Origin of the sequence: Klebsiella sp. Q2 (assembly GCF_009900705.1) — a bacterium.
GTDB classification, from domain to species: domain Bacteria; phylum Pseudomonadota; class Gammaproteobacteria; order Enterobacterales; family Enterobacteriaceae; genus Klebsiella; species Klebsiella quasipneumoniae.
Window position 1 is genome coordinate 521,208 of record NZ_JAAABE010000001.1, and the last position, 15,025, is coordinate 536,232.

Annotated in this window: 15 protein-coding genes; 10 read left to right on the forward strand and 5 right to left on the reverse strand. The window is 56.8% G+C overall.

From position 1 onward, the window contains the following. The first annotated feature begins 14 nt into the window (after nucleotides 1-14). The gene (locus tag GT756_RS02755) at nucleotides 15-260 is read left to right on the forward strand and encodes an excisionase (protein WP_012542206.1); all 246 of its coding nucleotides are present in this window, start codon (nucleotides 15-17) and stop codon (nucleotides 258-260) included. Further along, complete coding sequence (locus tag GT756_RS02760; protein ID WP_160124547.1) at nucleotides 241-1,368, forward strand: phage integrase Arm DNA-binding domain-containing protein; 1,128 nt, start codon at nucleotides 241-243, stop codon at nucleotides 1,366-1,368. Before GT756_RS02755 ends, GT756_RS02760 begins: the two co-directional genes overlap by 20 nt. A 116-nt stretch (nucleotides 1,369-1,484) precedes the next feature. Here GT756_RS02760 and icd read toward each other — a convergent pair whose 3' ends face one another. After that, entirely contained in the window at nucleotides 1,485-2,735 is a 1,251-nt protein-coding gene (gene icd / locus GT756_RS02765) for an NADP-dependent isocitrate dehydrogenase (RefSeq protein WP_004150800.1), read from the reverse strand. Between the two features lie 240 nt (nucleotides 2,736-2,975). Here icd and rluE point away from each other — a divergent pair, with 240 nt between their 5' ends. From rluE to purB, 5 genes are read left to right on the forward strand one after another with little or no spacing between them, the layout of a single operon-like run. Next, nucleotides 2,976-3,626: a 23S rRNA pseudouridine(2457) synthase RluE gene (gene rluE / locus GT756_RS02770; protein ID WP_004206640.1), complete on the forward strand. Its 651-nt coding sequence runs from the start codon at nucleotides 2,976-2,978 to the stop codon at nucleotides 3,624-3,626. Nucleotides 3,627-3,642: 16 nt separating this feature from the next. Next, the gene (locus GT756_RS02775) at nucleotides 3,643-4,101 is read left to right on the forward strand and encodes an NUDIX hydrolase (protein ID WP_004206639.1); all 459 of its coding nucleotides are present in this window, start codon (nucleotides 3,643-3,645) and stop codon (nucleotides 4,099-4,101) included. Nucleotides 4,102-4,157: 56 nt separating this feature from the next. Further along, a complete protein-coding gene (gene mnmA / locus GT756_RS02780) occupies nucleotides 4,158-5,264 on the forward strand; it encodes a tRNA 2-thiouridine(34) synthase MnmA (RefSeq protein WP_064177984.1) in 1,107 nt (368 codons plus the stop codon). 54 nt (nucleotides 5,265-5,318) lie between these two features. Then, on the forward strand, nucleotides 5,319-5,960 hold the full coding sequence (hflD, locus tag GT756_RS02785) for a high frequency lysogenization protein HflD (RefSeq protein ID WP_004140557.1): 642 nt from the start codon (nucleotides 5,319-5,321) through the stop codon (nucleotides 5,958-5,960). Between the two features lie 3 nt (nucleotides 5,961-5,963). Next, nucleotides 5,964-7,334, forward strand: coding sequence for an adenylosuccinate lyase (gene purB, locus GT756_RS02790; RefSeq protein ID WP_004150804.1), 1,371 nt, complete (start codon nucleotides 5,964-5,966; stop codon nucleotides 7,332-7,334). A gap of 54 nt (nucleotides 7,335-7,388) precedes the next feature. On the opposite strand, the gene GT756_RS02795 is transcribed toward purB, so the two are convergent. Both GT756_RS02795 and GT756_RS02800 read right to left on the reverse strand, forming a co-directional pair. Next, a complete protein-coding gene (locus GT756_RS02795) occupies nucleotides 7,389-7,751 on the reverse strand; it encodes a cupin domain-containing protein (protein WP_004206638.1) in 363 nt (120 codons plus the stop codon). A gap of 83 nt (nucleotides 7,752-7,834) precedes the next feature. Continuing rightward, nucleotides 7,835-8,641: an AraC family transcriptional regulator gene (locus GT756_RS02800; RefSeq protein ID WP_004206637.1), complete on the reverse strand. Its 807-nt coding sequence runs from the start codon at nucleotides 8,639-8,641 to the stop codon at nucleotides 7,835-7,837. 282 nt (nucleotides 8,642-8,923) lie between these two features. On the opposite strand from GT756_RS02800, the gene phoP reads away from it, so the two are divergent. The 3 genes from phoP (at nucleotide 8,924) to GT756_RS02815 (ending at nucleotide 12,268) form a co-directional block, all read left to right on the forward strand. Further along, nucleotides 8,924-9,595: a two-component system response regulator PhoP gene (gene phoP, locus GT756_RS02805; protein WP_004206636.1), complete on the forward strand. Its 672-nt coding sequence runs from the start codon at nucleotides 8,924-8,926 to the stop codon at nucleotides 9,593-9,595. After that, nucleotides 9,595-11,061 (forward strand): two-component system sensor histidine kinase PhoQ, encoded by a 1,467-nt coding sequence (gene phoQ / locus GT756_RS02810; RefSeq protein ID WP_004206635.1) that lies wholly within the window; start codon nucleotides 9,595-9,597, stop codon nucleotides 11,059-11,061. The genes phoP and phoQ overlap by 1 nt, the downstream gene beginning before the upstream one ends. Nucleotides 11,062-11,146: 85 nt before the next feature. Then, on the forward strand, nucleotides 11,147-12,268 hold the full coding sequence (locus GT756_RS02815) for a cupin domain-containing protein (protein ID WP_004206634.1): 1,122 nt from the start codon (nucleotides 11,147-11,149) through the stop codon (nucleotides 12,266-12,268). 255 nt (nucleotides 12,269-12,523) lie between these two features. Here GT756_RS02815 and GT756_RS02820 read toward each other — a convergent pair whose 3' ends face one another. Both GT756_RS02820 and pepT read right to left on the reverse strand, forming a co-directional pair. After that, nucleotides 12,524-13,015, reverse strand: a complete 492-nt coding sequence (locus GT756_RS02820; protein WP_160124548.1) for a transposase — start codon at nucleotides 13,013-13,015, stop codon at nucleotides 12,524-12,526. A gap of 520 nt (nucleotides 13,016-13,535) precedes the next feature. After that, on the reverse strand, nucleotides 13,536-14,768 hold the full coding sequence (pepT, locus tag GT756_RS02825) for a peptidase T (protein WP_004206633.1): 1,233 nt from the start codon (nucleotides 14,766-14,768) through the stop codon (nucleotides 13,536-13,538). Nucleotides 14,769-15,025: the final 257 nt, after the last annotated feature.

The following is a 15,025-nucleotide window of genomic DNA, read 5'->3' on the forward strand; positions in this document are numbered from 1 at the left end:
ATGAGGTAAAACATATGCTCCAGATGTTAACCCTTGAAGAGTGGGCAAACGAGAAATACAGAAGCAATCCCCCAAGTGTTTCCACTCTCAGGAATTATGCTAAACAGAATATGTTTTCTCCCCCAGCCAAAAAAGAAGGTCGATTCTGGCGCGTCAGGGAGGATGCTGAGTTGGTTGGTACATTGACCACTCCTGTAGTAAAGAAAAGCGACCCTGTTCTTTTGCAGAGGATTTTGAACGATGGCTGCCAGACCACGTAAAAATAATATATCAATTCCAAATTTATACCCGCTCTTCAGTAGAAAGGTTAATAAAGTATACTGGCGTTATAAGCACCCGATAACTGGTAAGTTTCATAGTCTAGGAACAGACGAAGCAGAGGCCTCGGCAATAGCTATTGAAGCAAATAAAAGACTGGCGGAACAACAAACCCGCCAGATAATGGCAATCACTGACAGAATTTCCACCAGCACAGGAAAAGCAATATCAACTAACACCTGGCTTGAGCGCTACTGGAAGATTCAGCAGGAAAGATTAAAGTCCGGAGATATTAAAGAAAACACTATCAAACAAAAAGCAAAACCAGTATCTCTGCTTAAGGAACGGGTAGGAATGAAATTAATATCCGCTGTCAATGTTCGAGATGTTGCGCAAATTCTTGATGAATATTTAGCGGAGGGACAACCCAGAATGGCTCAGGTCATTCGCTCTGTCCTAATAGATGTTTTTAAAGAAGCTCAGCATGCGGGAGAAGTACCTCCTGGTTATAACCCTGCACTAGCAACTAAACAACCTCGTAGAAAGATCACTCGCCAGCGCCTCACTCTGGAGGAATGGCAAAAGATTTTTGATATAGCCGATGAAAATCACAAATACATGGGGAACGCCATGCTTTTAGCCATAGTAACAGGACAGCGACTAGGTGATATATCCCGTATGAAATTCTCGGACATCTGGGACGATCATCTACACGTTGAGCAAGAGAAAACCGGAAGCAAAATCGCTATACCATTAGCTCTGCGTTGCAACGCAATCAACTGGAGCCTCCGAGATGTAATCAGTCGTTGCTGGGATTATGCAGTAAGCCCTTATTTGGTTCATTTCTTTAGAACCACCTCACAGGCTGAGCGAGGAGCACAGGTGAAACCCAGAACACTGACCATGAATTTCAGCAAGGCAAGAGACAGTGCAGATATTGACTGGGGACAAGGTACACCGGCAACTTTCCATGAACAAAGATCGCTTTCCGAGCGGTTATATAAAGCCCAAGGTATAAACACGAAAGATTTACTTGGACATAAAACTCAACAACAAACGGATAGGTACCATGATGATCGTGGGAAGGGGTGGACAACGGTGGCCTTATGAGGTTTTTCGGGAGGGGTTTTGATAACTTGTTTTGATAAAATTTTGATAACCGTTCGAAAACTAATAATAAAAACGGGAACCACCAGGTTCCCGTTCTGACATAATCTGGGGCCAGATTACATGTTCGCGATAATCGCGTCGCCAAACTCTGAACATTTCAGCAGTTTAGCGCCTTCCATCAGACGTTCAAAGTCATAGGTCACGGTCTTGGCGGCGATAGCACCTTCCATGCCTTTGACGATCAGGTCTGCGGCTTCGAACCACTGCATGTGGCGCAGCATCATCTCTGCGGACAGGATGATGGAGCCCGGGTTCACTTTGTCCTGGCCAGCATACTTCGGCGCAGTACCGTGAGTCGCTTCGAACAGCGCGCACTCGTCGCCGATATTGGCGCCCGGGGCGATACCGATACCGCCAACCTGTGCCGCCAGCGCGTCAGAGATGTAGTCGCCGTTGAGGTTCATACAGGCGATAACGTCGTATTCCGCCGGACGCAGCAGGATCTGCTGCAGGAAGGCGTCGGCGATCACGTCTTTTACCACGATCTCTTTACCGGTGTTCGGGTTCTTGATTTTCACCCACGGGCCGCCGTCGATCAGCTCGCCGCCGAACTCTTCGCGAGCCAGCTGGTAGCCCCAGTCTTTGAACGCGCCTTCGGTGAACTTCATAATGTTGCCTTTGTGCACCAGAGTGACGGAATCACGATCGTTGGTGATCGCATACTCAATGGCTGCACGAACCAGACGTTTGGTGCCTTCTTCAGAGCACGGCTTGATGCCGATGCCGCAATGTTCCGGGAAGCGAATTTTCTTCACGCCCATCTCATCGCGCAGGAATTTGATCACTTTGTCTGCTTCAGCAGAGTCGGCTTTCCACTCGATGCCTGCATAGATATCTTCGGAGTTTTCACGGAAGATAACCATGTCGGTCAGTTCCGGGTGCTTAACCGGGCTCGGGGTGCCCTGGTAGTAACGTACCGGACGCAGGCAGACGTAGAGATCCAGCTCCTGGCGCAGCGCCACGTTCAGGGAACGAATGCCGCCGCCGACTGGGGTAGTCAGAGGACCTTTGATAGCAACGCGGTAGTCACGAATCAGATCGAGGGTTTCAGCTGGCAGCCAGACATCCTGGCCATAGACGTGTGTCGATTTCTCACCGGTGTAAACTTCCATCCAGGAAATTTTACGCTCGCCCTTATAGGCTTTCTCAACGGCGGCATCAACCACTTTCAGCATCGCTGGGGTAACGTCAACGCCGATACCGTCACCTTCAATGAACGGGATAATCGGATTGTGAGGGACGTTCAGTTTGCCGTTTTGCAGGGTGATTTTTTGACCTTCCGCCGGAACTACTACTTTGCTTTCCATTAACCTCTCCTTCGAGCGCTTCTGGTTCTGCTCTTCCCTCTTCACGCGAGCCTGGTGTTGGCTGAGTCGGCCAGCTTCGGAGTACCGGGTCTTCCCGCTAACCGGAGCTATCGCGTCCGTGTCGCCTTCCTGCCTATAGTGCGAATCGGTTTGAGCAATTTTTTGTTAATAATTTGTAATGAGCATGTCAATACTACCTGAATGTTTGCGTCCATGAAAGGCATTCGTAATTAGGCTATAATGCGGCAATTGATAGAGCCTGAAAATACCATGCAGAAAACTTCATTTAGAAAACATCGCGTTGAGCGATTCAGCACACAACAAGTCACCAGACAACGTAAAGAACGCCAGCCAAAAACTGTGATCTTGTTCAATAAACCCTATGATGTGTTGCCGCAATTTACCGACGAGGCCGGGCGCAGCACGCTGAAAGATTTTATTCCGGTGGCGGGCGTCTATGCTGCCGGTCGGCTCGATCGCGACAGCGAAGGCCTGCTGGTGCTGACCAACGACGGCGCGCTGCAGGCGAAGCTGACCCAGCCGGGTAAGCGCACCGGCAAGATCTACTATGTTCAGGTGGAAGGCGAACCCACGCCCGAGGCGCTGACCGCCTTGCGCGACGGCGTCACCCTCAACGACGGCCCCACCCTGCCTGCCGACGTAGAACTTGTGGAGGAACCCGTCTGGCTGTGGCCGCGCAACCCGCCGATTCGTGAGCGCAAATCGATTCCCACCCGCTGGCTGAAAATTACGCTCTACGAGGGACGCAACCGCCAGGTGCGCCGGATGACCGCCCACGTCGGCTTCCCCACCCTGCGTCTGATCCGCTACGCCATGGGCGGCTATACACTCGACGGACTGGCCAACGGCGACTGGCGCAAAGCCGAATAACTGAAAAGGAAAAGCGATGTTTAAACCTCATGTCACCGTTGCCTGCGTGGTTCACGCCCAGGATAAATTTCTCATCGTCGAAGAAACCATTAACGGCAAAGCACTGTGGAACCAGCCGGCGGGCCATCTCGAGGCCAATGAAACGCTGCTGCAGGCCGCCGAACGTGAACTGTGGGAGGAGACCGGCATTCGCGCCACGCCGCAGCACTTCATCCGCATGCATCAGTGGCTGGCTCCCGATAACACCCCGTTTCTGCGCTTCCTGTTCGCTATCGAACTTAGCGATCCGTGCGCCACTGAACCGCACGACAGCGATATCGATCGCTGCCTGTGGCTCAGTGCTGAGGAAATTCTTAACGCGCCAAACCTGCGCTCGCCGCTGGTTGCCGAAAGCATTCGCTGCTACCTGCAGGACCCGCGGCAGCCGCTGTCGCTGATTGGCGCATTTAACTGGCCGTTCACAGGGGGTGAATGAACGGTGAGCGCGTGCTAGAATACGCCGCCTCGAAGTTCAATGTAGCGAGTATTTCCATGTCAGAAAGCCAGAAAAAAGTGATCGTCGGCATGTCCGGCGGCGTCGACTCCTCGGTCTCCGCGTACCTGTTGCTGCAGCAAGGGTATAAGGTGGAAGGCCTGTTCATGAAGAACTGGGAGGAAGACGACGGCGAGGAATACTGCACCGCCGCCGCCGACCTTGCCGATGCGCAAGCGGTCTGCGATAAGCTGGGCATTGAACTGCACACCGTTAACTTTGCCGCCGAATATTGGGATAACGTCTTTGAGCTCTTCCTGGAAGAGTACAAAGCCGGCCGCACGCCGAACCCGGATATTCTGTGCAATAAAGAGATCAAATTTAAAGCCTTCCTCGAGTTTGCTGCCGAAGACCTCGGCGCCGACTACATCGCCACCGGGCACTATGTGCGCCGCGCCGATGTCGACGGTAAAAGCCAGCTGCTGCGCGGCCTCGACGGCAATAAAGATCAGAGCTACTTCCTTTATACCCTCAGCCACGAGCAGATTGCCCAGAGCCTGTTCCCGGTGGGTGAACTGGAAAAACCGCAGGTGCGTAAGATCGCCGAAGAGCTGGATCTGGTCACCGCGAAGAAAAAAGATTCCACCGGCATCTGCTTTATCGGCGAGCGTAAATTCCGCGATTTCCTTGGCCGTTACCTGCCGGCGCAGCCGGGCAAAATCCTCACCGTCGACGGCGAGGAGATCGGTACCCATCAGGGGCTGATGTACCACACCCTGGGCCAGCGTAAAGGGCTAGGTATCGGCGGCACCAAAGAGGGTAGCGAAGATCCATGGTACGTGGTCGATAAAGACGTTGAGAATAATATTCTTATCGTCGCCCAGGGCCATGACCACCCGCGCCTGATGTCCGTCGGTCTGATTGCCCAACAGCTGCACTGGGTAAACCGTGAACCGCTGCAGGGCACCCTGCGCTGCACGGTGAAAACCCGCTATCGCCAGACCGATATCCCCTGCACCGTTACCGCGCTGGATGAAGACCGTATCGAAGTCCGCTTCGATGAGCCGGTCGCGGCGGTGACACCGGGCCAGTCCGCGGTATTCTATTTGGGTGAAGTGTGTCTCGGCGGCGGAATTATTGAACAACGACTGCCTCTGCAGTCCTGAACGCGCGTTATTTCCGCCGGGACGAACCGCCCCGGCGGCTGACAAGGAGTATGTGTGGCGAAGAATTACTATGACATCACCCTGGCGCTGGCTGGCGTTTGCCAGGCGGCGCGACTGGTTCAGCAACTGGCGCATCAGGGACATTGCGACAGCGATGCCCTGCATGTGTCGCTGAACAGCATCATCGACCTCGATCCCGAGTCGACGCTGGCGGTGTTCGGTGGCAGTGAAGCCAATCTTCGCCTCGGCCTTGAAACGCTGCTCGGGGTGCTCAATACCAGCAGTCGCCAGGGCCTCAATGCGGAACTCACCCGCTATACCCTGAGCCTGATGGTGCTGGAGCGCAAGCTCGCCGCCAGTAAAGGGGCGATGGACACGCTCGGCAACCGCATCGCCGGCCTGCATCGTCAGCTGGAGCACTTTGACCTGCAGTCCGAAACGCTGCTCAGCGCCATGGCGGGCATCTATGTCGACGTGATAAGCCCGCTGGGCCCGCGTATTCAGGTGACCGGCTCCCCTGCCGTGCTGCAAAGCCCGCAGGTGCAGGCGAAAGTTCGCTCAGCGCTGCTGGCGGGTATTCGCGCCGCGGTGCTCTGGCATCAGGTGGGCGGCGGACGTCTCCAGCTTATGTTTTCCCGTAATCGTCTGGTTAACCAGGCAAAGCAAATTCTTGCTCATTTAACCCCGGAGTTGTGATCTATGGAATTATCCTCACTGACCGCCGTTTCCCCTGTAGACGGCCGCTACGGCGATAAAGTCAGCGCGCTGCGCGGTATCTTCAGCGAATTCGGTTTGCTGAAATTCCGCGTTCAGGTGGAAGTACGTTGGCTGCAAAAACTGGCCGCCCACGCAGCGATCAAGGAAGTTCCTGCTTTTGCTGCCGACGCAAACGGTTTCCTTGACAAAATCGTTGCCGATTTCAGCGTCGAAGACGCCGAGCGCATCAAAACCATCGAGCGCACCACTAATCACGATGTGAAAGCGGTAGAGTACTTTCTGAAAGAGAAAGTCGCTGACATCGCCGAACTGCACGCCGTGTCGGAGTTTATTCACTTCGCCTGTACGTCCGAAGACATCAATAACCTCTCCCACGCGCTGATGCTGAAAACCGCCCGCGACGAAGTGGTTCTGCCTTACTGGCGCAAACTGATTGACGCGGTAAAAGATCTGGCGACCCAGTACCGCGATGTGCCGCTGCTCTCCCGTACCCACGGCCAGCCAGCGACGCCGTCCACCATGGGTAAAGAGATGGCCAACGTCGCCTACCGTATGGAGCGCCAGTACCGTCAGCTGAACCAGGTGGAAATCCTTGGTAAAATCAACGGCGCGGTGGGTAACTACAACGCCCACATCGCCGCTTACCCGGAAGTCGACTGGCATCAGTTCAGCGAAGAGTTTGTTACTTCGCTGGGCATTCAGTGGAACCCGTACACCACGCAGATCGAGCCGCATGACTATATCGCTGAGCTGTTTGACTGCATCGCGCGCTTTAACACCATTCTGATCGACTTCGATCGCGACGTGTGGGGCTACATCGCGCTCAACCACTTCAAACAGAAGACCATCGCCGGGGAAATCGGCTCCTCCACCATGCCGCACAAGGTGAACCCGATTGACTTCGAAAACTCCGAAGGCAACCTCGGCCTGGCCAATGCGGTCATGCAGCACCTGGCCAGCAAACTGCCGGTTTCCCGCTGGCAGCGCGACCTGACCGACTCCACCGTTCTGCGTAACCTCGGCGTGGGCATCGGCTATGCGCTGATCGCCTATCAGTCCACCCTCAAAGGGATCAGCAAGCTGGAGCTGAACCAGGATCGCCTGCTGGACGAACTGGATCACAACTGGGAAGTACTGGCTGAGCCGATCCAGACCGTGATGCGTCGTTACGGTATCGAAAAACCGTACGAGAAGCTGAAAGAGCTGACCCGCGGCAAACGCGTGGACGCGGAAGGGATGAAGCAGTTTATTGACAGCCTCGCCCTGCCGGAAGAGGAAAAAGTGCGTCTCAAAGCGATGACCCCGGCCAACTATATCGGTCGGGCAACCACCATGGTTGACGAGCTGAAGTAATCGCCCTGCCCCTCTTTCCGCCGGAAAGAGGGGCGTTTTATCGCCGGAAAGCGATCAGATCCAAACGTCGTTCACCGCCGTCCGCTCGCCGCCCTCGTGGCCGGTATTTAACACCCCGCGCGGTTCAATCAGCATCAGCTTCGCTTCCGTCTCCGTCGAGGTCTTATGTTCCACCCCGCGCGGCACGACGATCATCTCCCCGGCCTTCACCAGCACATGTCCGTCGCGAAAGTCCACGCGCAATACCCCCTCCACCACCATCAGCGTCTCATCGGTTTCCGGGTGGCTGTGCCAGATAAAGTCGCCGGCGATGCGCACGATCTTGAACTGATAGTCATTCATTTCGGCCACCACTTTGGGCTGCCATTGTTCGCTGAACAGGGAAAATTTCTGAGCAAGATTAACGAGTTGATACATAGGCTGTCTCCTTGTGATAAAGGCAGTCAGCATAGTTCGCCTCACCGCGTTGACGCTTGAACGATTGTGCAACCTGCGCCGCCTTAGCCGCGGATCGCCCGCAGCCAGCGCCCCGGAGAGAGGCCAAAGCGGCTGATAAACTGGCGCGTCATGTGGCTCTGGTCGGCAAACCCCGCGTCAGCGGCAATATCCACCAGACGCTCCCCGGCGCGCATCCGCTGGCGACAAAAATCGAGCCGGCGCATCATGACGTAGCGCCACGGGCTGGTGCCGTACAGCGTTCTGAAATCACGGCTCAGGCTCCAGCGGTCCCGGCCGCTGACCTGCGACAAGGTGTCGAGGGTCATATCCTGCATAAAACAGGCATGGATATACTCCCGAGCCCTCTCCGCCGCCTGATAATCAAACGCCTGGCGACGGGAACGCTGCCCGCCGACCACGGCCAGGGTCTGCGCCAGGTCGTACAGGGCGTCTTCTTCCTCCAGCGGCTCGAAGGTATCCGTGACCGCTTTCAACAGCGGCTGCACGGCGCGACCTAGCCGTGGATCCGCCGACAGGCCGCCGGGGATAAACGGCAATGGCCTGCCGCCGAGTATCTTCTGGATCAGCGCTGGCTCAATGTAGACCATGCGGTAGTGAAACCCCGCCTCGGTGCCCGCCTCGCCATCGTGTATTTCGTCCGGGTGAAGGACCATCGTCCCGCCGGGCAGACTGTGCTGTAGCCCGCCGCGATAGTGAAAGCTCTGCACGCCGGCGATCGTCTGGCCGATGGCGTAGGTATCATGCCGGTGCGGCTCGTAGCCGTGGCCGCCGAAGAAGGCTTCGATGCGCTCCGTGCGGCTGGGCGATTGCGCCAGCCTGACCCAATCCGCGCTCTGCTGCTGAGACATAATGAATAACCTGCGGCGTTCTTGAGGGAGGATTCGAGCACTATTACACAAAAAATTAACATCACCAACCCGCTCACTGCCGCGCCCAGCCGCTGGGCGTTTGCTGAAATTACGCATAGAATGAAGGAGTTCCATACCCGCTGCGCAAAAGGCGCCGCTCAACGCCGGCCTGCCCGGCGATGCTCCACGCCGTTTGTATAAAAATCTTTATTTAACAGCTGTTTATATTTTGCGTATATAATAAGCGTCAGACTACTTTCGAAATTGCAAGGGAGAACAGCCATGCGCGTACTCGTGGTTGAGGATAATGCCCTGCTGCGTCACCACCTCAAAGTTCAGCTCCAGGAGCTGGGCCATCAGGTCGATGCCGCAGAGGATGCCAAGGAAGCGGATTACTATCTGGGCGAACATCTCCCGGATATCGCCATCGTCGATCTCGGCCTGCCGGACGAAGATGGATTATCGTTGATCCGCCGCTGGCGCAGCCACGACGTGTCGCTGCCGGTGCTGGTGCTGACCGCCCGCGAAGGATGGCAGGATAAAGTCGAAGTGCTGAGCGCCGGGGCGGATGATTACGTCACTAAGCCTTTCCATATTGAAGAGGTTGCCGCCCGCATGCAGGCGCTGCTGCGCCGCAACAGCGGCCTGGCCTCGCAGGTGATCTCTCTGCCGCCGTTTCAGGTCGACCTCTCCCGCCGCGAGCTGTCGGTGAACGATCAGCCGATCAAGCTGACGGCCTTTGAGTACACGATTATGGAAACCCTGATCCGCAACCGCGGCAAAGTGGTCAGTAAAGATTCCCTGATGCTCCAGCTTTACCCGGATGCCGAACTGCGTGAAAGCCATACCATCGACGTGCTGATGGGCCGGCTGCGTAAGAAAATTCAGGCTGAATACCCGCAGGACGTCATCACCACGGTGCGCGGCCAGGGCTATCTGTTCGAACTGCGCTGATGAAGGGACTGTTGCGGCATATTTTCCCGCTGTCATTACGGGTTCGCTTCCTGCTGGCGACCGCCGGGGTGGTGCTGGTGCTCTCCCTGGCCTATGGCATGGTGGCGCTGGTGGGCTACAGCGTCAGTTTCGATAAAACCACCTTCCGTCTGCTACGCGGCGAGAGCAATCTCTTTTATATGCTGGCCAAATGGGAGAACGGCGCCATTGATGTCGATATCCCGGAAAATCTGAATATGGAAAGCCCGACGGTGACCCTTATTTACGATGAGAAGGGCAAACTACTGTGGGCGCAGCGCGATGTCCCCTGGCTGACGAAGCGCATTCAACCGGATTGGTTGAAACGCAATGGCTTCCATGAAATTGAAGCCGATGTCGACAGCAGCAGTATGCTGTTGCGCAATAACCATGAGGTTCAGGAACAGCTGGACGCCATCCGCGAACAGGGCGACGATTCGGAGATGACCCACTCGGTGGCGATCAACTTCTACCCAGCCACCAGCAAAATGCCCCAGCTCAGTATCGTGGTGGTCGACACCATCCCGGTGGAGCTCAAGCGCAGCTATATGGTGTGGAGCTGGTTTATCTACGTGCTGGCCGCCAACCTGTTGCTGGTGATCCCCCTGCTGTGGGTCGCCGCCTGGTGGAGCCTGCGCCCCATCGAGTCGCTGGCCAAAGAGGTGCGCGAGCTGGAGGAACATCACCGCGAGAAGCTCAATCCCAACACCACCCGCGAGCTGACCCGACTGGTGAGCAACCTTAACCGGCTGGTTCGCAGCGAGCGTGAACGCTATGACAAATACCGCACCACCCTCACCGATCTCACCCACAGCCTGAAAACGCCGCTGGCGGTGATGCAGAGCACGTTGCGCTCTCTGCGCGGCGAGAAGATCAGCGTCGACGAGGCGGAGCCGGTGATGCTGGAGCAGATCAGCCGTATCTCGCAACAAATTGGCTACTATCTGCATCGCGCCAGCATGCGCAGCGGCGGCACCCTGCTGAGCCGGGAGCTGCATCCGATCGCCCCTCTGCTCGACAGCCTGACCTCCGCCCTCAATAAGGTCTATCAGCGCAAGGGGGTCAATATCTCGCTCGACATCTCGCCGGAGATCAGTTTTGTCGGCGAGCAGAACGATTTTATGGAAGTGATGGGCAACGTTCTCGATAACGCCTGTAAGTACTGCCTGGAGTTCGTGGAGGTTTCCGTGCGCCAGACCACCGACAGCCATCTGCACATCCTGGTGGAAGACGATGGGCCGGGGATCCCACCGAGCCAGCGCCGCGCCGTCTTCGACCGCGGCCAGCGGGCGGATACTCTGCGTCCCGGCCAGGGGGTGGGGCTCTCCGTCGCCCGGGAAATCGTCGAACAATATGACGGGGAGATCATCGCCGGCGAGAGCCTGCTCGGCGGCGCCTGCATGGAGGTGGTGTTTGGCCGCCAGCTGATGGAAGATAAAGAGAGTTAATCGTTGAGTTTTTTCACGGCGCCTGCATCGCCGGGGCGCCGCATCCGTTATAATCCCTGTCAGACACCTGCAGTGGAATATCAATATGGATTATCAATTAACGCTTAACTGGCCCGACTTTATCGAACGCTACTGGCAAAAACGGCCGGTGGTATTGAAGCGCGGCTTCGCCAATTTTATCGACCCGCTGAGCCCGGACGAACTGGCTGGACTGGCCATGGAGAGCGAGGTCGATAGCCGCCTTGTCAGCCATCAGGATGGAAAATGGCAGGTCAGTCACGGTCCCTTCGAAAGCTACGATCACCTGAGCGAAAACAACTGGTCCCTGCTGGTGCAGGCGGTTAACCACTGGCATGAGCCGTCTGCGGCGCTGATGCATCCGTTCCGCGCCCTGCCGGACTGGCGTATCGACGACCTGATGATCTCCTTCTCAGTACCGGGCGGCGGCGTCGGCCCGCATCTGGATCAGTATGATGTGTTTATCATTCAGGGCACCGGCCGTCGACGCTGGCGCGTCGGGGAAAAAGTGCCGATGAAACAGCACTGCCCGCATCCGGACCTGCTGCAGGTTGACCCCTTCGAGGCGATCATCGATGAAGAGATGGAGCCGGGGGATATTCTCTATATTCCGCCAGGATTCCCGCATGAGGGGTATTCGCTGGAAAACTCGCTCAACTATTCGGTCGGCTATCGCGCGCCGAATGCCCGCGAGTTGTTCAGCGGATTTGCCGACTACGTTCTCCAGCGCGAACTGGGCAGCCAGCGCTACGCCGATCCGGACGTGCCGTCGCGCGACCATCCGGCGGATATTTTACCGGCCGAACTCGACCGCCTGCGCGAGATGATGCTGGGGCTGATTAACCAACCGGAGCACTTTAAGCAGTGGTTCGGCGAGTTTATCACCCAGTCGCGTCATGAACTTGACGTCGCGCCGCCGGAGCCGCCTTATCAGCCTGACGAGATTTATGATGCCCTGCAGCAGGGCGATACCCTGGAACGCCTGGGCGGCCTGCGGGTGCTGCGCATTGACGGCGAGGTGTTCGTCAATGGCGAGAAGATCAACTCCCCGCACCGTCCGGCGCTGGACGCCTTAGCTACCCACCTGACGCTGCGCGCCGACCATTTTGGCGATGCGCTGGAAGATCCTTCCTTCCTCGCCATGCTGGCGGCGCTGGTCAACAGCGGCTACTGGTTCTTTGGCGACTGAGTCTCCATCCTGCCCGGCGGCGCTGCGCTTGCCGGGCCTACGGGTTCTGCGGTCATCGGCTGGACCGTAGGCCGGATAAGGCAAAGCCGCCATCCGGCATGAAGACAGGTGCCCGCTCTGCTGTTCACCGCCCGGCGGCGCTGCCCTTGCTGGGCCTACGGATTCTGTAGTCACCGGCTGGACCGTAGGCCGGATAAGGCGAAGCCGCCATCCGGCACTTTGTGGTTTCGATGGCGACAATGTCTTACCCGAGCATTATCGCCTCTCGCCTGCATCAAATTCGCTTACCTCACCCGCCCAATCCGGCGGATACCCTCCCTGACGCACATCGCGATGAAAGGTCGAATACGGCCAATCCTGCACCCTACGGACATGACCGTGCTTAACAGGATAGATATAAACGTAATCCATATGCCGCCGGTAATCTTCTTCATTACGGATGGTATGTTCCCAGAATCGCGGCTGCCAGATATGGTGCTGCGCCAGCGCTCGGGTAAACATTTTTTTAATGTCCCGCCAGCGACCGGAATAATCGGTATCCCCCTCAGGCAGGGTCCATATGCAGTGCATATGCTCTGGTAAAACGACCCAGGCGTTAATCAGAAACGGTTTTTTGCTTTTAACAAACGCTGTAGCGGCACGCAGATGAGCAATATGCCGCGTCAGGAGATCGCTGCGCCGATTTTGCAGGTTAACGGTGAAGAACCAGCAGCCGCCGGGGATATAACTGCGACGATAATCAGACATGTGAGGTTCCCTCCTCAGTATTAGCCTTATTGCTTTTGCCCGGCGGCGCTGCGCTTGCCGGGCCTACGGGTTCTGCGGTCATCGGCTGGACCGTAGGCCGGATAAGGCGTTAGCCGCCATCCGGCATGAAGACAGGTGCCCGCTCTGCTGTTCACCGCCCGGCGGCGCTGCGCTTGCCGGGCCTACGGGTTCTGCGGTCACCGGCTGGACCGTAGGCCGGATAAGGCGAAGCCGCCATCCGGCATGTAGACAGGTGCCCGCTCTGCTGTTCACCGCCCGGCGGCGCTGCCCTTGTCGGGCCTACGGGTTCCGCGCTCACCGGCTGGACCGTAGGCCGGATAAGGCGAAGCCGCCATCCGGCATAAAGACTGGCACCTGCTCTGCTGTTCACCACCCGGCGGCACTGCCCTTGCCGGGCCTATGGGTTCTGTTGTCACCGGCTGGACCGTAGGCCGGATAAGGCGAAGCCGCCATCCGGCATCTTGTGCGACAAGCAGAATGACCGGTCTGGTTGCGAAGATTATTTCCCTGTTCGTGCCGCCGTCAGCTCGGCGATACGCACGATCACCTGCACCGCTTTCTCCATCCCTTCCAGGGTGACAAACTCATGTTTGCCGTGATAGTTGTAGCCGCCGGTAAACAGGTTCGGGCATGGCAGTCCCATAAACGAGAGCTGCGCGCCGTCGGTACCGCCGCGGATCGGTTTCATCTGCGGTTCGATATCGCAGTCCACCATCGCCTGGCGGGCAATATCGACCACGTGCGGGTGGGCGATCACCTGCTCATGCATGTTGTAATAACTGTCCTCGATCACCAGCTCGATATAGCAGTCCGGGTGCAGCCCCTTGCCCACCTTTTTGGCGATCTCCATCATCTTGCGCTTGCGCGCCTCAAAGTGCTTGCGGTCAAAATCGCGGATGATGTAGTGCATCTCGGCCCGATCGACGCTGCCTTTGATGCTGGTGAGGTGATAAAAGCCTTCATAGCCTTCGGTGGTCTCCGGCGCCTCGTCGGCCGGCACTTCGGCATGAATGCGCGCGGCCAACGACAGCGCGTTGACCATCACCCCTTTCGCGGTGCCGGGGTGCACGTTGTTGCCAACGATCTTAATGGTCACCGAGGCGGCATTGAAATTTTCAAACTCCAGTTCGCCGACCCCGCCGCCGTCTACGGTGTAGGCCCAGCGGGCGTCAAAGGCCTCGACGTCGAAATGCTTCGCCCCTTTTCCCACCTCTTCATCGGGGGTGAAGGCCACGCGGATATCGCCGTGGGGGATGTTTTTCGCCTGCAGGGTCGCCAGCGCGGTCATGATTTCGGCGATGCCGGCCTTGTCGTCCGCCCCCAGCAGCGTCTTCCCGTCGGTGGTGATCAGCGTCTGCCCCAAAAGCTGATGCAAAACCGGGAACATCACCGGAGAGAGCACCTCATCGCCAATGCCGAGCGCGATATCGCCGCCGCGATAGTTTTCGACAATCTGCGGGTTAACGTTTTTGCCGCTGAAATCCGGGGAGGTGTCGACGTGAGAGATAAAGCCGATGGCCGGGATATCGCCCTCAACGTTGGCGGGCAGGGTTCCCATTACCGTCCCTTTTTCACTCAGCGTTACCTTGACCAGTCCCATTTCTTCCAGCTGCGCCTGCAACAGGCGTAACAGCTTCCACTGCCCTTCCGTGCTGGGGACCTGACGAACGCCAGGCTTCGACTGCGTGTCCAAAGAAACGTACTGCAAAAAACGCTCAAGCAATTTATCCATGTAGCCACCCTCTTCTTTTGTGACAACATTATTGATAAGCCAGAAAAGACAAATATTGCGTCAGGTCATTTTTAGCCCGTAAAGCGAAATTTAATAACGGAACCGACGTTATGGTGTAAAGGTAGACTATGCGGGCGTATCAAGGATTGGCGATTACCCTCGTTTGCCGTAGAATGCTGGCCCTTATTAAAAACGTGCAACCCCAAAGGTGGTTAATCACAAACCCCGCAGCGGCCGGAAATTTCCGTTGCGTCTAC